Consider the following 25,712-nt stretch of genomic DNA (forward strand, 5'->3'; position numbering starts at 1 on the left):
CCTGCTCCGGGTTCCTCCGGTCACGGCCGACGCCGGGGTTTCGCGAGGGGCGGACCGCCCTCTTCGGTGCCGTTGCGTGGGTTGTCCTTGTCCACCTGAATGAACGGTTGTGCGGTGATTCGCCCCGGGCGGCGAGTGTGAGGCGTCCCTCACCGTAGTGGGAGGTTGACAGGCCGAAGCGCTCAATGCCCGCGTGAGCCTCTCAGAGCCCCTTCCTGAATATGGGGAGTCGGCGGGCGCTCATTCAGGGCGGCACATGCGGACTCAGGTACCGGCAAACCCCCATTCATGTCGGCGCTACCGGTAGACTGGTGGACAATCCCGCTTCCGTGCGGGAGTCGTCGATACAAGCCGAACGACGCAGCCGCTCCCGCCTGTCCGGAGAACGGCCTGTGCTGTGCCAGAAAGGGCGCTTCGTGGCCGATTCCGGCAACCCCAACGAGAACAACCCGTCCACAGCCGGTGCGCACGGCGAGGTCACCGCCTCGTACGACGCCAGCGCGATCACGGTCCTCGAGGGCCTGGACGCGGTCCGCAAGCGACCTGGTATGTACATCGGTTCAACCGGTGAGCGCGGTCTCCACCACCTCGTGCAAGAGGTCGTCGACAACTCGGTCGACGAAGCGATGGCCGGGCACGCGGACACCATCGATGTCACGATCCTCGCGGACGGCGGGGTGCGCGTGATCGACAACGGCCGAGGCATCCCGGTCGGCATCGTGCCGTCCGAAGGGAAGCCGGCCGTCGAGGTCGTGCTGACCGTCCTGCACGCGGGCGGCAAGTTCGGCGGCGGCGGTTACGCCGTCTCCGGCGGTCTGCACGGCGTCGGCGTCTCCGTCGTCAACGCCCTGTCCACGCGGGTCGCCGTCGAGGTCCGGACGGACGGCTTCCGCTGGACCCAGGACTACAAGCTCGGTGTCCCGACCGCCCCGCTGGCCAAGCACGAGGCCACCGAGGAGTGCGGCACGTCGGTCACCTTCTGGGCCGACGGGGACATCTTCGAGACCACCGAGTACAGCTTCGAGACCCTCTCGCGCCGCTTCCAGGAGATGGCGTTCCTCAACAAGGGCCTCACCCTCAAACTCACCGACGAGCGTGAGTCGGCGAAGGCGACGGCGGGCGCGGACAGCGCGGACGCGGTCGAGCCCGCCGAGGAGGACGTCGCCCGCTCGGTCACGTACCACTACGAAAACGGCATCGTCGATTTCGTGAAGTACCTGAACTCCCGCAAGGGCGACGTCATTCACCAGTCGGTGATCGACATCGAGGCCGAGGACAAGGAGCGACTCCTCTCGGCCGAGATCGCGATGCAGTGGAACACGCAGTACACGGAGGGGGTCTACTCCTTCGCCAACGCGATCCACACGCACGAGGGCGGTACGCACGAGGAGGGCTTCCGTGCGGCGCTGACCTCTCTGGTCAACCGGTACGCGCGCGACAAGAAGCTGTTGCGCGAGAAGGACGACAACCTCACGGGTGAGGACGTCCGCGAGGGTCTGACCGCGATCATCTCGGTGAAGCTCGGAGAGCCGCAGTTCGAGGGCCAGACGAAGACCAAGCTGGGCAACACGGAGGCCAAGACCTTCGTGCAGAAGGTCGTCCACGAGCAGCTGACGGACTGGTTCGACCGGAATCCGAACGAGGCCGCGGACATCATCCGCAAGGGCATCGCGGCGTCGACGGCGCGCGTCGCGGCTCGCAAGGCGCGCGACCTGACCCGCCGTAAGGGGCTGCTGGAGAGCGCCTCGCTGCCGGGCAAGCTGAGCGACTGCCAGTCGAACGACCCCACCAAGTGCGAGATCTTCATCGTCGAGGGTGACTCCGCCGGCGGCTCGGCGAAGTCGGGCCGTAACCCGATGTACCAGGCGATCCTGCCCATCCGAGGCAAGATCCTGAACGTCGAGAAGGCCAGGATCGACAAGATCCTGCAGAACACCGAGGTCCAGGCGCTGATCTCGGCCTTCGGTACCGGGGTCCACGAGGACTTCGACATCGAGAAGCTCCGCTATCACAAGATCATTCTGATGGCGGACGCCGACGTCGACGGCCAGCACATCAACACCCTGCTGCTGACCTTCCTGTTCCGGTTCATGCGGCCGCTGGTCGAGTCCGGGCACGTGTACCTCTCCCGTCCGCCGCTCTACAAGATCAAGTGGGGCCGGGACGACTTCGAGTACGCGTACTCCGACCGTGAGCGTGACGCTCTGGTGGAGCTCGGCAAGCAGAACGGCAAGCGGATCAAGGAAGACTCGATCCAGCGCTTCAAGGGCCTCGGCGAGATGAACGCCGAGGAGCTGCGCATCACGACGATGGACCAGGACCACCGGGTGCTCGGCCAGGTCACGCTGGACGACGCGGCGCAGGCCGACGACCTGTTCTCGGTGCTGATGGGTGAGGACGTCGAGGCGCGGCGCTCGTTCATCCAGCGCAACGCCAAGGACGTCCGCTTCCTCGACATCTGAGTCGGCCGTACAAGCAAGCCGCAGCTCGAAAGGACTTTGACCAGCAATGGCCGACGAGAACACCCCTGTGACACCTGAAGAGGTACCCGCGGTCGCGGGCGTGGGCATGCGTGTCGAGCCCGTGGGGCTCGAGACGGAGATGCAGCGCTCCTACCTCGACTACGCGATGTCCGTCATCGTGTCGCGTGCGCTGCCCGACGTGAGGGACGGTCTGAAGCCCGTCCACCGCCGGGTGCTGTACGCGATGTACGACGGTGGCTACCGGCCCGAGAAGGGCTTCTACAAGTGCGCCCGTGTCGTCGGTGACGTCATGGGTACGTACCACCCGCACGGCGACTCCTCGATCTACGACGCGCTCGTGCGACTGGCGCAGCACTGGTCGATGCGCATGCCGCTCGTGGACTCCAACGGCAACTTCGGTTCTCCGGGCAACGACCCGGCCGCGGCGATGCGGTACACCGAGTGCAAGATGATGCCGCTGTCCATGGAGATGGTCCGGGACATCGACGAGGAGACCGTCGATTTCAAGGACAACTACGACGGCCGCAACCAGGAGCCGGTGGTTCTCCCGGCGCGCTTCCCGAACCTGCTGATCAACGGTTCGGCGGGCATCGCGGTCGGTATGGCCACCAACATCCCGCCGCACAACCTCCGCGAGGTCGCGGCCGGTGCGCAGTGGTACCTGGAGCACCCGGAGGCTTCGCACGAGGAGCTCCTGGACGCGCTGCTCGAGCGCATCAAGGGCCCGGACTTCCCGACGGGCGCGCTCGTCGTGGGCCGCAAGGGCATCGAGGACGCGTACCGCACGGGCCGTGGCTCCATCACGATGCGTGCGGTCGTGGCGGTCGAGGAGATCCAGGGCCGTCAGTGCCTGGTGGTCACGGAGCTTCCGTACCAGACCAACCCCGACAACCTCGCACAGAAGATCGCCGACCTGGTGAAGGACGGCAAGGTCGGAGGCATCGCGGACGTCCGTGACGAGACGTCCTCGCGCACCGGCCAGCGTCTGGTGGTCGTGCTGAAGCGTGACGCGGTCGCCAAGGTCGTGCTGAACAACCTGTACAAGCACACCGATCTGCAGACGAACTTCGGTGCGAACATGCTGGCGCTCGTCGACGGCGTGCCCCGCACCCTGTCGATCGACGCGTTCATCCGGCACTGGGTGACGCACCAGATCGAGGTCATCGTCCGGCGTACGAAGTTCCGCCTGCGCAAGGCGGAGGAGCGGGCGCACATCCTGCGCGGTCTGCTCAAGGCGCTGGACGCGATCGACGAGGTCATCGCACTCATCCGGCGCAGCAACACGGTGGAGATCGCGCGCGAGGGCCTGATGGGCCTGCTGGAGATCGACGAGATCCAGGCGAACGCGATCCTGGAGATGCAGCTGCGCCGGCTGGCCGCGCTGGAGCACCAGAAGATCACCGCCGAGCACGACGAGCTCCAGGCGAAGATCAACGAGTACAACGCGATCCTGGTGTCGCCCGAGCGGCAGCGTCAGATCGTCAGCGAGGAGCTGGCGGCGATCGTCGAGAAGTTCGGCGACGACCGGCGTTCCAAGCTGGTGCCCTTCGACGGTGACATGTCCATCGAGGACCTGATCGCCGAGGAGGACATCGTCGTCACGATCTCCCGCGGCGGCTATGTGAAGCGCACGAAGACGGACGACTACCGTTCGCAGAAGCGCGGCGGCAAGGGTGTGCGCGGGACGAAGCTCAAGGAAGACGACATCGTCGACCACTTCTTCGTGTCGACGACGCACCACTGGCTGCTGTTCTTCACGAACAAGGGCCGGGTGTACCGGGCGAAGGCGTACGAGCTGCCGGATGCCGGGCGGGACGCGCGTGGTCAGCACGTGGCGAACCTGCTGGCGTTCCAGCCGGACGAGCAGATCGCGCAGATCCTGGCGATCCGTGACTACGAGGCGGCGCCCTATCTGATCCTGGCCACGAAGGGCGGCCTGGTGAAGAAGACGTCGCTGAAGGACTACGACTCGCCGCGTTCCGGTGGTGTCATCGCCATCAACCTCCGTGAGACGGAGAGCGGTGCGGACGATGAGCTGATCGGTGCGGAGCTGGTGTCGGCCGAGGACGATCTGCTGCTCATCAGCAGGAAGGCCCAGTCGATCAGGTTCACTGCGACGGACGATGCGCTGCGCCCGATGGGCCGTGCCACTTCGGGTGTCAAGGGCATGAGTTTCCGCGCAGGCGACGAACTGCTCTCGATGAATGTTGTCCGGCCCGGTACGTTCGTGTTCACTGCGACCGATGGTGGTTACGCGAAGCGGACCGCTGTCGACGAGTACCGCGTCCAGGGCCGTGGTGGTCTTGGTATCAAGGCCGCCAAGATCGTGGAGGACCGGGGATCGCTCGTCGGGGCGCTGGTGGTGGAGGAGACGGACGAGATCCTCGCCATCACGCTCGGCGGTGGTGTGATTCGTACGCGAGTCAATGAAGTCAGGGAGACGGGCCGTGACACCATGGGCGTCCAACTGATCAATCTGGGCAAGCGCGATGCCGTCGTCGGTATCGCGCGCAACGCCGAGGCCGGTCGTGAGGCCGAAGAGGTCGACGGGACCGATGAGGCTGAAGGCAACACGGTCGAGGCCCATGCCGAGAGCGTGGTTGAGGGCACTGTCGAGGGCACGGAGCCCTCGGCCGGGGAGCACGAGGAGTAGAGCGTGAGTGGAGCCACGGGCGCCGGTTCGGCCTCTTCCGGAGCTGGAGCGAGCGGTGCCCGTGGCCCTGCCACGGACTCCCAAGGGGGAACAGTGACGGACACTCGGGGACCTCAGCCCCAGTACGAGGGGTACGCGACCGGGCCGTTGCCCGGTGAGCGCGAGCCCGCACCGGGCCGGGCGGGGCCCTATCACCCGCCGCAGGCGTACCCGTCCCCCGCGGGCGGTACGCAGGGTGGCGGCACACAGGGCGGAGCGCAGGGCGTGGGCGGCGTACAGGCGACGCGTCGGCCCCGGACCGGGGCTCGGACCACTCCGCGTACCCGTAAGGCGCGCCTGCGGGTGGCCAAGGCCGATCCGTGGTCGGTGATGAAAGTCAGCTTCCTGCTGTCCATCGCGCTGGGGATCTGCACGGTGGTGGCGTCGGCGGTCCTGTGGATGGTGATGGACGCCATGGGCGTCTTCTCCACCGTGGGCGGCACGATCAGTGAAGCCACCGGCTCGAACGAGAGCAACGGCTTCGATCTGCAGTCGTTCCTGTCGCTGCCGCGCGTCCTCGTCTTCACCTCGGTCATCGCGGTGATCGATGTGGTGCTGGCCACTGCGCTGGCGACGCTGGGTGCCTTCATCTACAACTTGTCGGCCGGCTTCGTGGGTGGTGTGGAGCTCACTCTGGCCGAGGACGAGTAGGGCGCCGGGTATCGATTTTGGGACTGGCCCCGACGTGCGCTAATCTTCAGAAGTCAGCGCACAGCGCGGCGGGGCTATAGCTCAGTTGGTTAGAGCGCATCCCTGATAAGGATGAGGCCACAGGTTCAAATCCTGTTAGCCCCACAGGCAAGAAGGCCCCCGGTCCTCACGGACCGGGGGCCTTCTGCGTTTCCGTTGCCCGGCCGGATCGGACGTCTTCCGGGTTCCGGTCTTCCATGGAGGGCCGCTGTTCTCGGACCGGGCTCCGGGGGTGTGTTCTGCCGGCCCCTGCGGTCGTTGCTCAGGGGGGTGCGGCTCCTGGTGGGTCGTTGCTGCCGGGTTCAGGTGGCTGCGGGGGGTTCGGGCGGGGAGTGCCTGTCCTGGGTGTGTACGTGCGGACGGGCGCCGCTCAGGGGCGCGCGCACGGGAAAGGCCCCCGTCCGGTGTGAACCGGACCAGGGGCCCTGTGTGTCGTCTGAGGCGCTCTCAGGGCGGTAGCGGGGACGAGTCCCCGGCAGGTGTGCCGCCGTGGGTGGAGCGGGTGCTGTTGGTTGCGTGCGCGGCTTCCGTGGTGTCCGAGGACAGCTGGCGGGTGGCCGGTGAGGAACCGTGGGCCTCGGCGCGGATGCGCTGCTTCATCGTGGGTGGCAGCGCCCTGTCACGCGGAAGGGTCCATCGCACCGACGGGGTGGTCGCGGTTGCCGCGGTCGCACCCGTGTGCTTCTGGGTCGTGGTCGTGGGCTCCGCGGCTTCGGCCTGCGCCGCCGTGGCCTGCGCTGTGGCGAGGCCCAGCGAGGCGAGGAGTGCGAAGAAGGCGGTGATGAAGGCGGTCCAGATGCTCTTGACCCTGAAGGTGCTCATGGCCCCTCGCTTTCAGGTGGTCCGGTTTGCTTACCTTCCTGATGATGTGGATGTGGCTGCCGAATCCCTGGACCGACGCCCCCGCTGCGCCGATCTTCTGATGAACACCACTCTTATGGTTCAACCGGTCCGTAGATGTTGGTTCCGGGGGTGGTGAGCGGCCGGGAAGATCCCCGGGCGAGTGCCGGGAACGGTGCGGCGGTTGGGTTCCAGGGAGGTCACCGATCGGTATCGGCCGGTGTGTATAGTCGGGCGGCAGAAGTCCCTTACGTCAAGGAAAGACGAGGTCGCGCGGTGAAGAAGCTTCTCCTGGTCGCACTGGCTGCCATCGGCGGGCTCCTCGTGTACCGCCAGATCCAGGCGGATCGCGCCGAGCAGGATCTGTGGACGGAGGCGACCGACTCCGTGCCCGCAGGTTCGGGTGTGTGAGACGGAACAGCCTGCTGTGGGCCCCGGTCGCTGAGCGACCGGGGCTCCTTGCTGTCCGGACCCCGCTGTTGCGGGACCGTGACACCTGTGCACGTGAATTCACCTAAGCAAATCAATAGGTTGCGAGAGCAAAGCAACCGGGGTTTCAGGTGGATATCAGGTCGAGGGGGCTTCCATGGGACACGGACGAGGGCGGGAACCCGTCGCCGTACGGCTACGGCAGGGGCACTGGCCTTACGGGGTGCTGCTCGCACTCGCGGCGGGCGGACTGCCCGCCGCGGCTTCCGTACCCGCAGGGCCGGGCGCCTCGGACGCTCAGAACGGCTCGAGCAGCCTGGTGATGGTGCTCGACTCCTCCGGCTCCATGGGCGACGACGACGGCACGGGCAGGACCCGGATGGAGAGCGCCCGTGCGGCCGTGGGCACAGTCGTCGATGCGCTGCCCGACGGCTATCCGGCCGCCTTCGGGTGTACGGCGCAGACCGGCCCCGGGGCTGTACCGACACCCGCCTCGTACGACCGGTGCAGAAGCTCGACAGGGCCGCCATGAAGAGCGCCGTGGCAGGTGTGCGGCCCAGAGGGGACACCCCCATCGGGCTTTCCCTGCAGAAGGCCGCGGAGGACCTGCCCGAACCCCGGAACGGTGCCGTCGGGACGCGCACGATCCTCCTGGTCTCCGACGGTGAGGACAACTGCGGAACGCCTCAGCCGTGCGAGGTCGCCGAACAGCTCGGCAAGGAGGGGGTCGGGCTGCGGGTCGACACGGTGGGCTTCCAGGTGAAGGGGACGGCCCGCAAGCAGCTCGAGTGCATCGCGGAGGCGGGCAACGGGCGCTACTACGACGCACCCGATGCCGAGGCGCTCGCCAGGCAACTGCAGCGCTCGGCGCAGCTCTCCTCGGACGGCTATCGGTTGAAGGGTGAGCGGGTCGAAGGAGCGACGACCGCGGACAAGGCCCCTGCGATCGCTCCGGGGCAGTATCTGGACACCAGCGGACCGGGCGAGAAGCGGTACTACGCGGTCGACCTCGACGCGGTGTCCACGGCCGATTTCTCGGTGACCGCCGTTCCCCGGCCCGGTGCGGCCGTCGACAGCTTCGACGCCTTGACTACCGGCGTCGCCCGCGGCGCAGACGACTCCCTCTGCGGGACGAACACCGCGCACTTCTTCCAGAAGGAGGGGCGACTCCCCTGACCTCGGCTGTCTCCCGGATCCGTTCCGAGGGCGGCAGCCGCAGCCGCGACGACGCGGGCCGCTACTGGCTGGTGGTCGCACGGCAGAGCAGGAAGGGATCAGATGCCGCCCGTTGGCCCCTGGAGCTGCTGTACGGGGTGGAGGCACCACCGGCCGACGGGGTCACCCCGGCCCAGTCCCGGCCGGAGTACGGGGACGGCGGGAGGGAGGCCGCACTGCCCTCGGGGGATCCGCGTGAGGTCCGTGGAGGAAGCGGATTCAACGACGCCAGGGAGCTCGGCCAGGGGGTGTGGCGGGACCGGATCCTGTCTTCGCAGACCCTTTGGTACAAGGTTCCGGCCGGCTGGGGCCAGCAGGTGCGCCACGACGTGGAGTTCGCGAACGAGCCGACCGTGGAGGGCGGTTCCTCCACGTACTCCTACGGCGGGACGCAGCTGTTCACTCCGGCCAGGTTCCCGGTCGGCGGCAGTGGTGAGTTCAGCTCCACGGCGATGTACAACGGGAGGCCCGCCGCGATCAGGATGGGGTCGGTCCCGGTCGCCTGGACCAACCGCTACGAGTCCCGGTCCGCGGTCCAGCCGGTACACGCCGGAGGCGACTTCTACGTCGCGGTGACCCTGGGGGCGAAGGCCGCGCAGATCGCCGACAACCCCAGGATCGGCGTGGTGCTGCGCGTGACGGTCCTCGGTGACGCGCTCGCGGGCCCCCAGCACGGAGCCCCCGTGTCGACGAGGGAGACCGGTGACACGAAGGCGGACGATGGCGGCAAATCGACTGTGGCCGCAGACAGCAGTGGTTCGGGCGGGGCAGGATGGACCGGCATCGCGACCGCTGCAGGGGCGGGTGCCGTGGTCGCTCTGATCGCGGGGCTCGTCTTCGTGCGCAGTCGTCGCAGGCCGGGCCGGCGGACGACAAGGGGAAGTGCGTGAACAGGCAGCGCAACAGGGGCCGGGTGATCCTGGCATCGATCGCGGCTGTGTGCGCCGCGGTGGTGCTGCCGGGACAGGCACACGCAGCCGACGGTCCCGGCTCGTACGCCTTCGACCCTGCGGCAGCAACGGTCAAGGGCACGGAGACGAACGCCGAGGCGGCGGAACTGAAGCCGGGTTCGGTCTACAGGAGTTCGATTCAGCGGGGCCAGAAGCTCTACTACCGCCTCGAACTCGACACGAAGACCAACGCGTACGTCTCCGCGGTCGTCGTGCCGAGGAAGGCCGGCAAGGTCGCCTACGGGGACGGCATCACGGTCAGCATCAGGAATCTCGACGACACCCGGTGCAGTTCCGAGGACGCGATCTTCGAATCGGCGGAGTTCCCGCGTCCGATTGCCGCCTACGCCCATCGGACCGTGGAGGACAGCGACGACCCGTGCAGCGCGGCCGGCACCTACAACGTGCTGATCGAGCGTGAGAGCAAGGCGACATCCGCCTCGGACGAGTGGGACCTGGAGCTGCGGTACGACGCGGAGCCGGCGCTGAAGGACGCCGGCTCGCTGCCGACCGAGGCGCCGGAGAACTGGTCGTCAGCCTCGCCCGCTCCACCCGCCGGGAAGCAGGAGCGGGCCGGTGGCAGCAGCTACTACGACGCCACCAGTGTGACGTCCGGCGAGTGGGTGGACAGCATCAAGCCCGGACAGACCCGCTTCTACCGTGTACCGGTCGACTGGGGTCAGCGGATCTTCGCCTCGGCCTCGCTCAGCAACAACAACGCCTCGACCGAGTACCTCGGCAACGCCTTGGCGCTGTCGCTGGACAATCCGGCGCGCGGCCATGTCGACGACGCGACGCTGTCCTACTCCGGGGTGCCCGTCTCGGGTGCTCTGGACCCCCTGCCGGCCGTCGCGTACGAGAATCGCTACGCCTCGAGTTCGAAGGTCGCAGCCATGCGGTTCGCGGGCTGGTACTACCTGTCGGTGACGCTCACCCCGGAGGCGGCCGAGTACTACGGGGACAAGGGGATCGGACTGACGCTCAGGATCAACGTGCGTGACGAGGCCGGTCCGACGCCCTACAAGGGGGACGCAGGGATCTTCGGCGTCACCGAAGAGGACAAGGACATGGCCGAGACCGGGCAGAGCGCGCCCCAGGCCCGCGAGAGCGACACCATGAAGATGGTGGCCGCGGCGGGGATCGGCACGGGCTCCGTGCTGGTGCTCGGGCTCGGGGCGTGGACGCTGATGGCCAGGCGCCGAGCCGAACCGGCCGCTGTGCCGCCGGTTGCGGGCGGGCAGCCGCCGTTCGGCGGACCGCCCCGAGCCTGGTAGGCGCTCGGGCGGGCCCGACCGTCAGGTCTGGGTCAGCGCCCAGATGCCCACCGCGAAACAGATCAGAGCGACGAGCAGCACCGGGACCGCCACCTTCGGGGGCGGTCCCGGGCGCGTTCGGGGAGCGTGCGGGACGTTCCCGTGAACGGGGTGCCCGGTGGCGGGGGCGGGCGGGACAACTGCCGTGCCCGGGTGCGGAACCTGAGGGTGCTGGGCGGTGTATGCACGAGTAGGAAATGAATCGTGCTGCACCGCTGCTGTCGGGGCCTGGGCGAAGTCCGGTGCGGAAGCGGAGGAAGGGGAGGCCGCGTGCGCCGGGAACGGGGTGGGGGGTGTGTTCGGCTGCGCCTGCTGAGGGGGCGGGGCGAGGTGGAAGCTGCCCGTCTCCGACATCGAGGCGTGCGGCTGGGCGTAGGGCTGCTGTACGGGGGCCTGCTGTGCCTGATGAGGCATCTGCTGCCCGCCCGTGGGGCCCTGCGCGGGCGTCCGGAGGCCGTTTGCGGGGGCCTGGGCGCGCTGGGAGCCGTTGACGGGCCCGTCGGGGCCGAATCCGGTCGGCAGGGGGCCGATCTGGTCGAAGACTTCCACCGGCTCGTTGTCCGTGTCGTTCTCCGGCAGCATCTCGACCGCCGCAGCCAGGGCCTTGCGGGCACCCGTGGCGGTCCGGAAGCGGGCCTGGGGATCGGGCTGCAGCAGACCGGCCAGGACCTGCCACAAGGGCTCGGGGATGCCCTGGGGCGCGCCTGGGGTGCCGTGTGCGGCGAAGTGCTCGATGAGCGCCTGGGCGTCGGGCTTCTGCCCCTGCAGCAGGTAGAGCGCGACCAGACCGACGGCGAACAGGTCCGCGGGGAAGTCGGGCTCTGCTCCCATCATCTGTTCCGGCGCGAAGTAACCAGGCGTGCCGACCACATAGTTGGTCTCGGTCAGGCGCGGCTCGCCCTTGCGCATGGAGATACCGAAGTCGGAGAGCCGCAGATGCGGCCGACCGGTTCCGGTGGCCTCCATCAGGATGTTGGCCGGCTTGATGTCGCGGTGCACGACGCCCTCGGCATGCACCGTCGACAGCCCGGACAGCAACTGGTCGAGGAGGAGGCAGACGAAGCGCGGGGGCAGCGGGCCGTAGTCGCCGATGACATGGGCCAGCGATCCGCCGCTGACCAGGTCCATGGTGAACAGGACCTTGTCGTCGTCGGCGGCCCAGCTCGCGGGGGCGAGGACATGAGGGTGCTCGATCCGCAGTGCCTGCTCACGGACGAAGCGCAGCAGCGTGTGCGCGTCGCTCTGCTGCAGGACCTTGGCCGCCACATACCTGCGGCGCCGGTGGTCCCAGGCGCGCCAGACGGCGCCGACCCCACCACGTCCGATCGGATCGATCAGTTCGTACCGACCAGCGAAGACCTCACCCATTGTCCTGCGCCCGCTCCCCGTTCCGGTTTCGGCTGTGTCCCGGGCCGTCGGGATCATGCCAGGGCCCCGTCGAGCGGGACCCTGCTCCCCGGGCCTCAGGGTCTGTCTAGCTCTGGTGGCCTTCGTAGTGCGCGACCGCGTCGGCGGTGCGCCCTGCTCCGTACACCCTGAGGAACTCTGCCAGTTCGGGGTGGGTCGGGGCGAGGGAGTCCGCGGCGTCGATGATGTCGCCGGCCGCGGCGACGGACCGCAGCAGCGACTGGATCTCGCGGACCACGCGGCGGACGGTGGGTGCCCCTCCGGTGGTCGTGGTCTGGCCGGTGTTGGTCAGGACGGAGCCGCCCTGGGACTTCTTGATCTCTTCCATCCGGTCGGTGGCCTCTCCCGCGCTGACGCTGCCGTCGGCGACCTGACTGGCGAGTTCCTGCAAGGCTTGGACGCGCTGGACGACCGCGGGGTTGCCGATCTTGGCCCGCTGGCCGCTCATCAGCTGGGAGAGCATGGGGGCGGACAGCCCGAGCACCGCGGCGAGCCGGGCCTGGTTCAGGCCCAGATCATCGATCAGCCTGCGGAAGAGCGCCCCCAGCGGCTCTCCGTACCAGCTGCGCTGGAGCTCCCGGGCTCTAGCCGTTGCCTCTTGCTGCGCGGCGTCCATTGCGTCTCCCCTTCGCTGCGGCTTCGCTGCTGCGAACCTCGTCGTGCATCTTACGGAGAGCGGTTGCAGACCGGGAGTCCCAATCCTTTTGCAAGATTCAGGGGGTCACCCGGTACTCTGTTCTGCGGCGGACGTCGTGACACGCAAGTGTCCGGTGCTGTCCCCTTTCCGGGGCCTTAGCTCAGTTGGTAGAGCGCTGCCTTTGCAAGGCAGATGTCAGGAGTTCGAATCTCCTAGGCTCCACAGTCAAATGCCCCCTGACCTGCGGTAACGCAGGACGGGGGGCATTTTCGTGCTCATCGGTGGGGCCGGCGGAGCCCGAGGGGCGTTGCGTGCCCGATGGCTGCCGACGAGGCGGTGGCATTCACAGCGTGTGGGGCGCCCTTCGGCCGCGTGGTTCTTCGATCGCTGTGATCTCCGGCTCAGTGCCCGGCTCGTACCGGGGGGCCGAAGAATCCGGCGCCGCCGGTGACGTACGGCTGGGTGCTGTCGATGTCCCGGGGCCGAGAGCCCTCAGCCGATCGAGGCGTCCACGCCTTGGGGACCCGTACACCGCACTTAGCAGAGGGGCGCCGAAGACCTCACGGTCTTCGGCGCCCCTCTCGCGCCGGGTGTTGCGCGTGTACTCAGCGGCGGTCGTCGCGGTCGGTGCCGTCCGCAGTCTCCGAGCCGGCTTCGTCGTCGTCCTGCTTGGCCCTGACCTCCGGGTCGAGTACCGCCCCGCCGCTGCCGTCGACCGATGTCAGCGGGGTGCGGTCGTCAGGAACCTCGGTGGCGACCGGCGGCTCGACCAGCCAGTCGGGGTTGGCCTGCTTGTCCCACCACTTCCAGGCGGCGAAAGCGCCGCCCGCCAGAGCGCCCAGCACAAGGAGTCCCTTGGCCACCCGGCCGGTCCTGGCCCGTCGCTCGCGCTTCCTGACGAGCTTCTGGATCTCCTTGGCCGTCACCTGGCCGCGCAGCGCTGCGAGCGCGGCGGCGCTGCGGGCCGTGGCCTCCTCGGCGACGGGCTGGGCCACGGCGACCGCGTGCTCGACCCGCGGAACGGTGTAGTCGGCTGCGCTGCGGGCCGCCTTGCGGGTCCGGACGGCCGCGCGGTGTGCGGCATCGTCGACCTTGGGGGGCACGTGGGTCAGCGCCTGTTCGATACGTGGTGCCAGATACGCGTCGTACTGGACACGGGCTTGCGCGGCTGCCTTCGACATCTTGGGCGCGAGCAGTGCGCGAGCCTCCTGCGCGTAGTGCGCGGCCTGTTCCTTGGCCGTGTCGGCGTAGGGCGCCACCACTTCCGCGGCGTGCTGCGCGCTGTCCTTCGCCGAGTAGGTTGCGGCGCGCACGCTGTCGATGCGGGTCACGGGATCCTCCTCCTTGGTGGCGGGTAGGTACTCCGCCTATCCACCCATTTCGAAATCATGCCTGCTGGGGCCGTCCGCGCCATGCGGGACGGGCATCCGGGTCATGAGGGGCACTCTCGGTCAATGCGGTGCAAGGGGAGCGTGCCGACGACAATGCCACGGTTCGCGCCAGTGCGCGTCGCGTCGTCGCGCACTTGGCCGCATTTATCCCGCCGGAGGATTTTGAAGGGTGCCCGGAAGGCGGGCAACAAGGTGAGTGCGGCGGGCTACCGGGGCGGCGACCGGGCGGCGGAGGGGGTGCTCCGTGCGAGTATCGGTGGTCGTCAGCGAAGACTTACGGAAGGCAGATCGTGGCCGAGCAGCTTTACGCCACCTTGAAGACCAGCCAAGGCGACATCGAGATCCGGCTCCTGCCGAACCACGCGCCCAAGACGGTCAAGAACTTCGTCGAGCTCGCCACGGGCGAGCGCGAGTGGACGAACCCGTCGACCGGTCAGAAGTCGACGGACAGGCTGTACGACGGCACCGTTTTCCACCGTGTCATCAGCGGATTCATGATTCAGGGCGGCGACCCGCTGGGCAACGGCACGGGCGGCCCGGGGTACGAGTTCGGCGACGAGTTCCACCCGGACCTCGGCTTCAACAAGTCCTACCTGCTGGCGATGGCCAACGCGGGCCCGGGTACCAACGGTTCGCAGTTCTTCCTGACGGTGTCGCCCACCGCATGGCTGACGGGCAAGCACACCATCTTCGGTGAGGTCGTGGACGAGGCCGGCAAGAAGGTCGTGGACGCCATCGCGGCGGCTCCGACCAACCCGCGCACCGATCGTCCGCTGAAGGACGTGGTGATCGAGTCGGTCGTCATCGAGACCCGCTGACCACAGCCCGCCGACGGCCGCCGCCACGCGAGGGCACCCGGAAACGCTGCGGGACCCTGCGGGAGACCTTGTGGGATCCCGTAGGAACCCGTGGGTCCCGTGTGGGGAACCAACCGCCCTGCTTGTCCGTACTGTTGCATAACGGGCGAGCGGGGCGGTGGCATGTGCGCCGCCTCCACGGACGAGGACCGAAGGGGCCATGACCGATGGAGCAGCAGCCGCCAGAAGGCCAGGACCCGTCAGCGGGCACGGAGGGCCCACTCACGTGCTACCGGCACCCGGGCAGGGAGACGGGGATCCGCTGCGTACGGTGCGAGCGGCCCATCTGTACCGAGTGCATGATCAGCGCCTCGGTCGGCTTCCAGTGCCCGGAGTGCGTCCGTGAGGGATCAGGTACGGGACACCACCCGGCGGCGAACCGTCCGCGCACCCTGGCGGGGGGAGCTGTCGCGGAGGACCCCCGGCTGATCACCAAGATCCTGCTCGGGATCAATCTCGCGCTGTTCGTCGCCGTATGGGTCACCGGCAGGTCCTGGCTGGTCGACGATCTCCTGCTGTTCGGCCGTGCCTATTCGGGCGACGCGGGGGCCGGCGTCGAGGGGGTTGCCGAGGGGCAGTGGTACCGCCTGGCGACATCGATGTTCCTGCACCAGGAGGTGTGGCACCTCGCCTTCAACATGCTGGGCCTGTGGTGGCTCGGCGGGCCGCTGGAAGAAGCGCTCGGCCGCGCCCGCTACCTCACCCTCTACCTGCTCTCCGGCCTTGCGGGCAGCGCGCTCACCTACTGGATCTCCGATCCCGCGCAGGGTTCGCTCGGGGCTTCCGGTGCCATCTTCGGGCTGCTCGGTGCCACTGCCGTGCTGATGCGCCGGCTGAACTACGACATGCGGCCGGTGATCGCGCTCCTCGTGGTGAACCTGATCTTCACCTTCAACCCGTGGGGCGGTATCGCCTGGCAGGCACACGTCGGCGGACTGGTCGCCGGCACGCTGATCGCGATCGCCATGGTGCACGCACCGCGTGAACGCCGGAATCTCGTGCAGTACGGAGCCTGTGCGCTGGTCCTGGTGGCGGTCGTCGGGATCGTCCTCGCCAGGACGGCAGCGCTCAGCTGAGCGGAATCAGGTGTTCAGGTGCTGAGTCTGGGGCTGAGTTGTCCACAGAGTGTGCCGGATCTTGTGCATGACGTGGGGAACAGGTGTGCCCCTTGTCACTGAACTGGGTTTCTCCAGTCAGGACAAGGGGCGTACCCTCCCGCGATGCGAGAGTGTGCAGTCACACCGGCGTCAACTTCGACGGAGGTTATCCACAGATCGTCTGACCTTTTCCCCCACCTGTGGATAACTCTGTGGGTAACTTCAGGGCAGGGCTACTACTTCCACTGGGTGGAGACGCCGAAGCCGCCGGCGATGAAGCCGAAGCCGACCACGATGTTCCAGTTGCCCAGGGCGTCGATCGGCAGGTCACCCTCGGTGACGTAGAAGACCACGATCCAGGCCAACCCGATCAGGAAGAGCGCCAGCATGACCGGCGCCACCCAACTGCGGTTGGTCAGCTTTATGTTGGTTGCCTGCTTCGCCGGGGGAGGCGTGAAGTCGGCCTTCTTGCGGATACGTGACTTCGGCACGAGGGGCTCTCCTGTCGATGCGCTGCGTGACCGCGCAGGGATCTGTGGCTGGCGCCGGGGGCGCAAGGGGGAATGCTGCCTCCCCGGGGCGTCCGTTAGCGTAGTGCTTCCGTGGCGCCTAAGGAGATAAGGGTACGTTGAGCAATTCTGCCGACTCTCCTCGATCGCCGGTCCGGCGCGTGTCCCGATGGCCGGCCCGGGGGCTCACTGCTGCCGTTTTCGCCCTGGCAGGACTGATTTTCGTCACCAGTGCAAACACGGCCAAGGGTACCGATATCCGCACGGACTCCTCGCTGCTGAAGCTCTCCGACCTCATCCAGCAGCGCAGCGAGCACAACGCCGAGCTGGACGAATCGACCGCCTCCGTGCGTGCGGACATCGACGCGCTCGCCCAGCGTGATGACGGGAGCACCAGGGCGCAGGACGCCGAGCTCGCCGCCCTGGAGCGGGCCGCCGGCACCAAGAAGCTTACCGGCGCGGCCATCGGCGTCACCCTGAACGACGCCCCGCCGAACGCCACGGCCAACCCCGGCTACCCCGAGCCGCAACCCAATGACCTGGTCATTCACCAGCAGGACCTGCAGGCTGTGGTCAACGCGCTCTGGGAGGGCGGAGCCCGCGGTATCCAGGTGATGGACCAGCGGCTGATCTCGACGAGCGCGGTCCGCTGCGTCGGCAACACGCTGATCCTGCAGGGCAGGGTCTACTCGCCGCCGTACAAGGTCACGGCCGTGGGCGACCAGGACAAGCTCAGGCAGGCGCTCGACGACTCCCCGGCGATCCAGAACTACCAGCTGTACGTGAAGGCGTACGGCCTGGGCTGGAAGGTCGAGGAGCACGACCGGACGACCCTTCCCGGCTACTCGGGCACGATCGATCTCCACTACGCACAGCCTGTGGAGTGACCACCCGCCCCACCTGCCCCGAGTGCCTCCGGACGCGGCGCCGCACAGCCTGTGACGGACAGTGAGCCGAAAGCTTTCCACAGCTGACCCCCGCCTGTGCCCGGGCCCTTTAGTCTGGTGCCGTACCGAATGGAGGCGACAGCATGTACGGCTGGATCTGGCGGCATCTGCCGGGCAACACATGGGTGCGGGGCTTCATCTCGCTCGTGCTCGTCCTGGCCGCTGTCTACGCGCTCTTCCAGTACGTCTTCCCCTGGGCGGAGCCTCTGCTCCCGTTCGGTGATGTGACGGTGGACGGCGACAGCACCGGCGGAGCGGGGACCGGTCAGTGAGCGCACGCATTCTCGTCGTCGACAACTACGACAGCTTCGTCTTCAACCTCGTCCAGTACCTCTACCAGCTCGGTGCCGAGTGCGAGGTCGTGCGCAACGACGAGGTGACCACGGGGCACGCACAGGACGGCTTCGACGGTGTCCTGCTGTCTCCCGGCCCCGGCACGCCGGAACAGGCTGGCATCTGCATCGACATGGTGCATCACTGCGCGCGGAGCGGCGTTCCGGTCTTCGGCGTCTGCCTGGGGATGCAGTCGATGGCGGTCGCGTACGGAGGCGTGGTGGACCGCGCGCCTGAGCTGCTGCACGGCAAGACCTCTCCCGTGATCCACGAGGGCAAGGGAGTCTTCGCCGGGCTGCCCTCGCCCTTCACCGCGACGCGCTACCACTCGCTCGCCGCGGAACCGGAGACCGTTCCGCCCGAGCTCGAGGTCACGGCGCGCACCGCCGACGGCATCATCATGGGGCTGCGTCACCGCGAACTGGCGGTGGAGGGTGTGCAGTTCCACCCGGAGTCGGTGCTGACGGAACACGGTCACCTGATGCTCGCCAACTGGCTGGAGCAGTGCGGCGATGCGGGGGCGGTCGCGAGGTCGGCGGGGCTCGCCCCGGTGGTGGGCAAGGCCGTCGCGTGACCCCACTCCGCCCCGAACCCGATGCCGGGCAGGAAGGCCCGTACACGCAGGGAGCGTACGAGGGCGACGGCATGTTCGAGGCGGCGGTGGACAGGCTTGCCGACCCGTTGAACGACCCGCTCCCGGGGCAGCACGCGTCGCCCTGGTTCCGGACGGAGGGCGTTCCGGCGGGCGGTGGTATTCGGCAGGAGCCCTCGGAAGAGGCCCAGCAGGCGTCTCAGCAGCCCCAGCAGCCCCCGAGGGAGCGGCATGACCCCGAGGGGTATCAACGGCACTGGTACGGGCGGCAGGGGCCGCGGGAACCGGCTCCGCAGCCGGTTCCCGCCCCGCGCGAGGCCGTGATCCCCGATCCCGAGCCGCCCGCACAGGTCCGCGCCCCCGTTCCCCCGGTTCGGAACGACGAGACCGTCGCCCTGCGGACAGTCGATACCCGGCGCGCGGAGCGGACGGCCGAGGACGACGAGCCGACGGCCGGGGCAGTGGCGGAGCCTCCCGCGACGGGAGGGCGGGCCGAGCGCCGGAGGGCGGCCAAGGGGCGAGGAAGACGGCGCGGAGAACCCGTGCCCGCGGCGGAAGGGGGTACGGCGAAGCCGGCCGTCCCGATGTCGCGGCTGGAGGCCCGGCGCGCGGCTCGTGCGGCCAAGGACAGCCCGGCTGTCGTCGCCAGCAGGGTCGTCGGCGAAGTGTTCATCACCTTCGGTGTGCTGATGCTCCTGTTCGTCACCTATCAGCTGTGGTGGACCAACATCAGGGCCGACCAGATCGCCGGCCGGGAGACGAACAAGATCCAGGACGAATGGGCGAACGGCGAGCGCACACCGGGCGCGTTCGAGCCCGGCAAGGGCTTTGCCATCATGCACATCCCGAAGCTGGACGTGGTCGCCCCGATCGCCGAGGGCATCAGCAAGGACAAGGTTCTCGACCGGGGCATGATCGGTCACTACGGCGAGGGCAAGCTGAAGACCGCGATGCCGTCGGCGAAGCGGGGGAACTTCGCGGTGGCGGGCCACCGCAACACCCATGGCGAACCGTTTCGCTACATCAACAAGCTGAAGCCGGGCGACCCGATCGTGGTCGAGACGCAGGACGCGTACTACACCTACGAGATGTTCAGCATCCTTCCCCAGACGTCTCCGTCCAACGTCTCGGTGATCGGCGAGGTGCCTCCGGGGTCCGGCTTCACCGGCCCGGGCAGGTACATCACGCTGACGACGTGCACACCGGAATTCACGAGTACGTACCGAATGATCGTGTGGGGCAAGATGGTCGAGGAACGACCGCGCAGCAAGGGCAAGCCCGACGCGCTCGTCGGCTGAACATCATCACGACAGGGACGGATGCGGTGGCAGCGAGGACCGAGCACGAGGAGCGGGCCGACGGGTCGGCGCCACCGGTGCGACGCAGCAGTACCCGCCATCCCGTCGCGGCGGCCGTCAGCGTCTTCGGTGAACTGCTGATCACCGCCGGCCTGGTGCTGGGGCTCTTCGTCGTCTACTCGCTGTGGTGGACCAACGTGCTCGCCGACCGCGAGGCCGACAAACAGGGCAACACCATCCGCGACCGCTGGGCGGGCGGGCCCGGAGCCCTGGACACCGGGGACGGGATCGGTTTCCTCCACGTGCCCGCGATGAAGAACGGCGAGGTGCTGGTCAAGAAGGGCACCGACCCCAAGACCCTCAACAACGGCATCGCCGGCTACTACACGGACCCGGTGAAGTCGGCGCTGCCCACGGACGAGCAGGGCAACTTCACGCTGGCCGCGCACCGGGACGGGCACGGCGCCAAGTTCCACAACATAGACAAGGTGAAGAAGGGCGACGCGGTCGTCTTCGAGACCAAGGACACCTGGTACGTCTACAAGGTCTTCGCGGAGCTTCCCGAGACGTCGAAGTTCAACGTCGACGCGATCGCACCGGTGCCGAAGGAGTCCGGCGTGAAGAAGCCCGGCCGCTACATCACGCTGACCACGTGCACACCGGTCTACACGTCGAAGTACCGCTACATCGTGTGGGGCGAACTGGTGCGGACCGAGAAGGTCGACCGGGACAGGACGAAGCCGGCGGAGTTGCGCTGAGGTGAGCGAGGTCCTTCGAGGACCTCGCTCACCCAGGACGAACCGGGCCCGAAGCCGCAACCAGACCTTGCGACTTCGGGCTTCGGCGTCCTTGGACCTCAGCGCGGAACCTGCAGCCTCGCGCCGGCGCTCCAGACCCGCGGTAGATGACAGGCCCTCTCGAAGAGGCCCAGTCTTACCGGGTGCACAGCAAAGGGCCCCGCGCACCTCGAGGTGAGCGGGGCCCGATGGTGGTGCCGTGGCCCGCGGGTCAGTCCGCCGAGCCGGACGGGCCGCCGAAGATGTTGCCGTCTCCGCCGCCGTCCCCGCCGATAGTCGTGAGAGTTACGGTCTGGCCCTTGGGGACCTGAGCGTTGGCCCCAGGTTCGGCCTTCACCACCAGGGCGTTCGGCTTGTCCGACGAGTTCGGGGCGAGGGCGACCACGAGGCCCAGGCTTTCGAGCGTGGCCTTCGCCTGCTGGTATCGCTGGCCGACGATGTCACCCGGGATGGTGACCTGCTCCGGCTGTGCGGGGCCCTTGGAGACCTTCAGAACGATCTGGACGTCCTTGGCCTGCTTGCTGTTCGCCTCCGGAGTCTGCTCGACTACAACGCCCAGGGGCTCCTGGGAGTCGACGTCGGTCCTGGAGACGTTGGCGAAGCCCACGCCCTTCAGCTGCGCCTCGGCGTCCGTGAACTGCCTGCCGACCACGGACGGCAAATCCTGCGTGGCCTTCTTGGCCACGGTGATCGTGACCTCGGACTCCTTCTCGGCCTTCGTGCCGCCCTCGGGGTCCTGCTTGGTGACCGTGCCCGCGGTCGCCTCGGACTCGACCGCCTTGACGGTCACCGTGAAGCCCTTGTCCTCCAGCTCCTTGCGGGCGGTCTCCTCGGTCTTCTCGACGACGCTGGGGACCTCGACCTTCGGAGCACCGGTGGAAACGACGACGGTGACGGTGTCGCCGACCTCCAGCGTGCCGTCCTGCGGGGACTGGCTGCAGATCTTGCCCTTTTCCTGGTCCTCGCAGGGTTCCTTCGCTCCGACCTTGAGGACGAGCTCGGAATTCTCCGCGAGTTTCTGCGCGTCCGCCAGCGTCGAGCCGACCATGTTCGGGACGTCGGCCTTGCCGCTGCCCCCGTCGGTGGAGCTGAAGACCTCACGGCCGATGAGGATCGCCCCGATGAGCACCAGGATGCCTGCGACGACCAGCAGGATCGTCGAGGTGTTGCTCTTCTTCTGGCGTCGGCGGTCGGGGCGGTCGTCGTAGCCGTAGCCGCCGTCGTCCGGGTTGACCGGAGGCAGCATGGACGTCTGGGCGCCGCCCGGGTCCGTCTGGCGCAGGGCCGTGGTGGGCTGGTCGTTGCCGTAGGCGTCGTAGCCGCCGTAGCCCGCCGCGCCCATCGCCGCCGTGGCCGCGACCGGCTGGCCGTCGAGGCAGGCCTCGATGTCGGCGCGCATCTCGTCGGCCGACTGGTAGCGGTAGTCGGGGTCCTTGGTGAGGGCCTTCAACACGATCGCGTCCATCTCGGGCGTGATCTCGGAGTCGAAGTTGCTCGGCGGCTGCGGCTCTTCCCGTACGTGCTGGTAGGCAACCGCGACGGGCGAGTCCCCGATGAACGGGGGCCGGACCGCCAGGAGTTCGTAGAGCAGGCAGCCGGTGGAGTACAGGTCGGAGCGTGCGTCGACCTGCTCGCCCTTGGCCTGTTCAGGGGAGAGGTACTGGGCGGTGCCGATGACCGCCGCGGTCTGGGTCATCGTCATGCCGGAGTCGCCCATGGCGCGGGCGATGCCGAAGTCCATGACCTTGACCTGGCCGGTGCGCGTCAGCATGACGTTCGCCGGCTTGATGTCGCGGTGGACGATCTGGGCACGGTGCGAGTACTCCAGGGCCTGGAGGATCCCGACCGTCATTTCGAGAGTGCGTTCGGGCAGCAGCTTGCGGCCGGAGTGCAGAAGTTCTCTGAGGGTCGACCCGTCGACGTACTCCATCACGATGTACGGGATGGAGACCCCGTCGACGTAGTCCTCGCCGGTGTCGTAGACAGCGACGATCGCGGGGTGGTTGAGCGAGGCGGCCGACTGGGCCTCACGGCGGAACCGGGCCTGGAAGGACGGGTCGCGGGCGAGATCCGCCCGCAGCGTCTTCACGGCGACGGTGCGGCCGAGCCGGGTGTCGTGCGCGAGGTAGACCTCGGCCATGCCACCACGGCCGAGCACCGAGCCCAGCTCGTACCGGCCGCCGAGGCGACGCGGCTCTTCCATAACTGATCCAGCCCTCTCCGTCAGTCCCGACCGCACCCGTGTGTGGTCCGGCGGTGCGCTGTTCGCGCATACGCTACCGGGCACTCCCGGCGTGATCAGCCCGCACCCGTCACCTGATATCCGACCGGTATCCCAATGTGCTGATGTTGACGGATGCTGTGACGGGTCTCACTACTTTCCGTCCAGAACCGCCTGCATCACACTCTTGGCGATCGGGGCGGCCAGGCCGCCGCCGGAGATGTCGTCGCGGTTGGCGTTGCCGTCCTCGACGACCACGGCGACGGCAACGGGTGAGCCGCTGTCGGTCTTGGCGTACGAGATGAACCAGGCGTAGGGCTTCTCGCTGTTGTTCAGCCCGTGCTGCGCGGTTCCGGTCTTGCCACCGACTGTGACGCCGTCGATCTGCGCGTTGGTTCCCGTGCCGTTCTTGACCACGGTCTCCATCATCTGCTGCAGCTTCTGGGCGTTCTCACCCGAGAGCGGCTGGCTGAGCTGCTCCTTCTCGTGGGTGTAGACGGGGTCCAGGTTGGGGGCCTGGCGCTGGGCGACCATGTACGGCTGCATGAGCTTGCCGTCATTGGCGATCGCGGACGCCACCATCGCCATCTGGAGCGGTGTGGTGCGGTTGGACGCCTGGCCGATGCCCGCCATGGCGTTCTGCGGCCGGTTGTCCTTCGGGTAGATGCTGGCGTCGGCGCGGACGGGAGTGAAGACTTCCTCGTTGAAGCCGAACTTGTCGGCCTGCTCGATCATCTTGTCGTTGCCGAGGTCGTCGCTCATCTTGCCGAAGACGGTGTTGCAGGACCAGCGCAGTGCCTCCCGGAGCGAGGCGTTCTTGCAGGGGATGTTCCCCTCGTTCTGCAGCAGGTTGGTCGACTGCGGGAGCCGCCAGGGCAGCGGGGAGTCCGTCTTCGCGTCGATGTCGGTGTAGAGGCCGTTCTCCAGCGCCGCGGCGGCCGTGACGACCTTGAACGTCGAGCCGGGCGGGTAGGTCTCCCGCAGGGCCCGGTTCAGCATCGGCTTGTCCTTGTCCTTCAGGAGCTTCTGCCGGGCGTCCGAGTCCTTGAGGCTGTTGCCCGCGAAGACCGAGGGGTCGTACGAGGGGGTGCTGGCCAGGGCCAGGATGGCGCCGGTCTGCGGGTCGAGCGCGGCGACGGCGCCCTTCCTGCTGCCGAGCCCTTCGAAGGCGGCCTTCTGGGCGGCGCCGTTCAGGGTGGTGACGATGTTCCCGCCGGTCTTCTTGTCGCCGGTGAACATCGAGAGCGTCCGGTCGAAGAACAACTGGTCGTCGTTGCCGGTGAGGATGCCGTCCTCGAGGCTCTCAAGCTGGGAAGCGTCGAAGGCCTGCGAGGAGTACCCGGTGACGGGCGCCCACATGGGGCCGTTCTTCCAGACCCGCTTGTACTTGAAGTCGCTTCCGGTGGTCTCGACGGAGCCGGTGACAGGCTCCCCGTCGACGATGATGTTGCCGCGCTCGTGGGCGTAGCGCTCGATCTGGACGCGGCGGTTGTGCTCGTTGGAGTTGAGCTCGTCGGCGCGGACGTACTGGAGGTAGTTGGTACGGATCAGCAGGGCCAGGACGAGGATGCCGCAGAAGATGGCGATCCGGCGGAGGGGCTTGTTCACGGTCGGACCACCTGGGTCATCTCGGCGTCCGGGGATGGTGCGGGGGCCGGCGCCGGACGGCGTGCGGTGTCGCTGATTCTGATCAGGATGCCGATCAGGGCCCAGTTGGCGATGACGGACGAACCACCGGCCGCGAGGAACGGCATGGTCATACCGGTCAGCGGGATGAGACCCATGACACCACCGGCGACGACGAAGACCTGGATGGCGAATGCACCGGAGAGGCCGATCGCCAGGAGCTTGCCGAAGGGGTCGCGGGCGGCGAGCGCCGTGCGGACTCCGCGTTCGACGATCAGGCCGTAGAGGAGCAGGACGGCCATCATTCCGGCCAGGCCAAGCTCTTCGCCGACCGTGGAAAGGATGAAGTCCGCGTTCGCGGCGAATCCGATCAGGTCGGAGTTTCCCTGACCCCAGCCAGTGCCGAGGGTTCCGCCGGAACCGAAGGACATGAGGGACTGAGCGATCTGGTCACTCTGCTGCAGGGTCTTGTCGGAGAAGGGGTCGAGCCATGCGTTGACGCGCTGCTGGACATGCGGCTCGAAGGTTGCGACGCCAACGGCGCCGACCGCGGACATCAGCAGGCCGAAAACGATCCAGCTGGTCCGCTCCGTCGCCACGTACAGCATGATCACGAAAAGACCGAAGAACAGCAGCGATGTACCGAGGTCTGTCTCGAAGACCAGGATCAGGATGGACAGTCCCCAGATGACGAGGATCGGTCCGAGGTCACGGCCGCGTGGCAGGTAGATCCCCATGAAACGGCGGCTGGCCAGGGCCAGGGCATCGCGCTTCACCATCAGGTAGCCGGAGAAGAAGACCGCGATGATGATCTTTACGAACTCACCGGGCTGGATGGAGAAGGGGCCGAGGCTGACCCAGATCTTGGCACCGTTCACGGCGGGAAAGAACATGGGCAGGATCAGTAGCACCAGCGCTACGACCATGGAGATGTACGTGTACCGCTGAAGGATCCGGTGGTCCTTCAGTACGAGTAGTACAGCAACGAACAGGATGACCCCGATAGCCGAGTACATCAACTGCTTGGGGGCGTCCGGGCTGAAGGATCCGAACAGCGTCTCGGCCCGCTGGATCAGCCGCGGCGACTGGTCGAGACGCCAGATCAACACCAGGCCGAGTCCGTTGAGGAGAATGGCCAGGGGCAGCAGAAGCGGATCCGAATACGGAGCGAATTTGCGGACCACGAGGTGGGCGACGCCACCGAGCAGAATCAGCCCGAGTCCGTATCCGAGCATGCCGGAGGGCAGCGTGCCGTCCATGGCAAGCCCCACGTTGGCGTACGCGAACACCGAGATGGCGATCGCGAAGACGATCAGCGCCAGTTCGGTGTTGCGGCGGCTCGGCGCATCGATCGCGCCGATGGTGGTGGTGTTGGTGACAACGCTCAT

At 67.9% G+C, this 25,712-nt stretch carries 20 protein-coding genes, 2 tRNA genes and 1 pseudogene; 15 read left to right on the forward strand and 8 right to left on the reverse strand.

The genetic code is table 11. The features are described 5' to 3' along the window. Positions 1 to 392: 392 nt before the first annotated feature. From gyrB to OG844_RS26935, 4 genes are all read left to right on the forward strand, one after another. Positions 393 to 2,462: a DNA topoisomerase (ATP-hydrolyzing) subunit B gene (gene gyrB, locus OG844_RS26920; protein WP_406396272.1), complete on the forward strand. Its 2,070-nt coding sequence runs from the start codon at positions 393 to 395 to the stop codon at positions 2,460 to 2,462. Between the two features lie 46 nt (positions 2,463 to 2,508). After that, positions 2,509 to 5,136, forward strand: a complete 2,628-nt coding sequence (gene gyrA, locus OG844_RS26925) for a DNA gyrase subunit A (protein ID WP_406393709.1) — start codon at positions 2,509 to 2,511, stop codon at positions 5,134 to 5,136. 93 nt (positions 5,137 to 5,229) lie between these two features. After that, complete coding sequence (locus tag OG844_RS26930) at positions 5,230 to 5,826, forward strand: DUF3566 domain-containing protein (RefSeq protein ID WP_406393711.1); 597 nt, start codon at positions 5,230 to 5,232, stop codon at positions 5,824 to 5,826. Positions 5,827 to 5,896: 70 nt separating this feature from the next. Then, positions 5,897 to 5,970: transfer RNA gene (locus OG844_RS26935), tRNA-Ile, on the forward strand. A 342-nt stretch (positions 5,971 to 6,312) separates the two neighbouring features. Here the strand turns inward: OG844_RS26935 and OG844_RS26940 are convergent. Next, a complete protein-coding gene (locus OG844_RS26940; RefSeq protein WP_406393712.1) occupies positions 6,313 to 6,687 on the reverse strand; it encodes a DUF6344 domain-containing protein in 375 nt (124 codons plus the stop codon). A gap of 294 nt (positions 6,688 to 6,981) precedes the next feature. Between OG844_RS26940 and OG844_RS26945 the strand changes: the two genes are divergently transcribed. The 3 genes and pseudogenes from OG844_RS26945 (at position 6,982) to OG844_RS26955 (ending at position 10,573) form a co-directional block, all read left to right on the forward strand. After that, entirely contained in the window at positions 6,982 to 7,116 is a 135-nt protein-coding gene (locus tag OG844_RS26945; protein ID WP_003958712.1) for a DLW-39 family protein, read from the forward strand. Positions 7,117 to 7,360: 244 nt separating this feature from the next. Then, positions 7,361 to 9,239, forward strand: a pseudogene (locus OG844_RS26950) (vWA domain-containing protein). After that, a complete protein-coding gene (locus OG844_RS26955; protein WP_406393714.1) occupies positions 9,236 to 10,573 on the forward strand; it encodes a hypothetical protein in 1,338 nt (445 codons plus the stop codon). Before OG844_RS26950 ends, OG844_RS26955 begins: the two are co-directional and overlap by 4 nt. A 21-nt stretch (positions 10,574 to 10,594) precedes the next feature. Here OG844_RS26955 and OG844_RS26960 read toward each other — a convergent pair whose 3' ends face one another. Together OG844_RS26960 and OG844_RS26965 are read right to left on the reverse strand one after the other, a co-directional pair. Then, the gene (locus OG844_RS26960) at positions 10,595 to 11,980 is read right to left on the reverse strand and encodes a serine/threonine protein kinase (protein WP_406393716.1); all 1,386 of its coding nucleotides are present in this window, start codon (positions 11,978 to 11,980) and stop codon (positions 10,595 to 10,597) included. A gap of 106 nt (positions 11,981 to 12,086) precedes the next feature. Next, complete coding sequence (locus OG844_RS26965; protein ID WP_266922196.1) at positions 12,087 to 12,635, reverse strand: DNA-binding protein; 549 nt, start codon at positions 12,633 to 12,635, stop codon at positions 12,087 to 12,089. A 170-nt stretch (positions 12,636 to 12,805) separates the two neighbouring features. Between OG844_RS26965 and OG844_RS26970 the strand changes: the two genes are divergently transcribed. Next, positions 12,806 to 12,878 (forward strand) — tRNA-Ala (locus OG844_RS26970). A gap of 383 nt (positions 12,879 to 13,261) precedes the next feature. On the opposite strand, the gene OG844_RS26975 is transcribed toward OG844_RS26970, so the two are convergent. Then, positions 13,262 to 13,987, reverse strand: coding sequence for a DUF5324 family protein (locus OG844_RS26975; RefSeq protein WP_406393718.1), 726 nt, complete (start codon positions 13,985 to 13,987; stop codon positions 13,262 to 13,264). A 350-nt stretch (positions 13,988 to 14,337) separates the two neighbouring features. Between OG844_RS26975 and OG844_RS26980 the strand changes: the two genes are divergently transcribed. Both OG844_RS26980 and OG844_RS26985 read left to right on the forward strand, forming a co-directional pair. After that, positions 14,338 to 14,865 (forward strand): peptidylprolyl isomerase, encoded by a 528-nt coding sequence (locus OG844_RS26980; RefSeq protein ID WP_406393720.1) that lies wholly within the window; start codon positions 14,338 to 14,340, stop codon positions 14,863 to 14,865. 206 nt (positions 14,866 to 15,071) lie between these two features. Further along, positions 15,072 to 15,980 carry a rhomboid family intramembrane serine protease gene (locus tag OG844_RS26985; protein WP_406393721.1) on the forward strand — a complete coding sequence of 303 codons (909 nt, stop codon included), beginning with the start codon at positions 15,072 to 15,074 and terminating at the stop codon, positions 15,978 to 15,980. A 257-nt stretch (positions 15,981 to 16,237) separates the two neighbouring features. Here OG844_RS26985 and crgA read toward each other — a convergent pair whose 3' ends face one another. Then, positions 16,238 to 16,492: a cell division protein CrgA gene (gene crgA, locus OG844_RS26990; protein ID WP_329209142.1), complete on the reverse strand. Its 255-nt coding sequence runs from the start codon at positions 16,490 to 16,492 to the stop codon at positions 16,238 to 16,240. Between the two features lie 137 nt (positions 16,493 to 16,629). Here crgA and OG844_RS26995 point away from each other — a divergent pair, with 137 nt between their 5' ends. From OG844_RS26995 to OG844_RS27015, 5 genes are all read left to right on the forward strand, one after another. After that, positions 16,630 to 17,397, forward strand: coding sequence for a DUF881 domain-containing protein (locus OG844_RS26995; protein WP_406393723.1), 768 nt, complete (start codon positions 16,630 to 16,632; stop codon positions 17,395 to 17,397). A 143-nt stretch (positions 17,398 to 17,540) separates the two neighbouring features. Beyond that, the gene (locus OG844_RS27000; RefSeq protein WP_406393725.1) at positions 17,541 to 17,729 is read left to right on the forward strand and encodes a hypothetical protein; all 189 of its coding nucleotides are present in this window, start codon (positions 17,541 to 17,543) and stop codon (positions 17,727 to 17,729) included. Next, complete coding sequence (locus OG844_RS27005) at positions 17,726 to 18,364, forward strand: aminodeoxychorismate/anthranilate synthase component II (RefSeq protein ID WP_356417140.1); 639 nt, start codon at positions 17,726 to 17,728, stop codon at positions 18,362 to 18,364. Before OG844_RS27000 ends, OG844_RS27005 begins: the two co-directional genes overlap by 4 nt. Then, positions 18,361 to 19,680: a class E sortase gene (locus OG844_RS27010; protein WP_406393726.1), complete on the forward strand. Its 1,320-nt coding sequence runs from the start codon at positions 18,361 to 18,363 to the stop codon at positions 19,678 to 19,680. Before OG844_RS27005 ends, OG844_RS27010 begins: the two co-directional genes overlap by 4 nt. Positions 19,681 to 19,706: 26 nt before the next feature. Beyond that, positions 19,707 to 20,438 (forward strand): class E sortase, encoded by a 732-nt coding sequence (locus OG844_RS27015; protein ID WP_406393728.1) that lies wholly within the window; start codon positions 19,707 to 19,709, stop codon positions 20,436 to 20,438. Between the two features lie 250 nt (positions 20,439 to 20,688). Here the strand turns inward: OG844_RS27015 and pknB are convergent, their stop codons facing one another. The 3 genes from pknB to OG844_RS27030 form a co-directional block, all read right to left on the reverse strand. Next, complete coding sequence (pknB, locus tag OG844_RS27020) at positions 20,689 to 22,680, reverse strand: Stk1 family PASTA domain-containing Ser/Thr kinase (RefSeq protein ID WP_406393729.1); 1,992 nt, start codon at positions 22,678 to 22,680, stop codon at positions 20,689 to 20,691. Positions 22,681 to 22,851: 171 nt separating this feature from the next. After that, positions 22,852 to 24,306: a penicillin-binding transpeptidase domain-containing protein gene (locus OG844_RS27025; protein ID WP_329209156.1), complete on the reverse strand. Its 1,455-nt coding sequence runs from the start codon at positions 24,304 to 24,306 to the stop codon at positions 22,852 to 22,854. Next, positions 24,303 to 25,712, reverse strand: coding sequence for an FtsW/RodA/SpoVE family cell cycle protein (locus OG844_RS27030; protein ID WP_406393731.1), 1,410 nt, complete (start codon positions 25,710 to 25,712; stop codon positions 24,303 to 24,305). The genes OG844_RS27025 and OG844_RS27030 overlap by 4 nt, the downstream gene beginning before the upstream one ends.

It is taken from the genome of Streptomyces sp. NBC_00887, assembly GCF_045207585.1.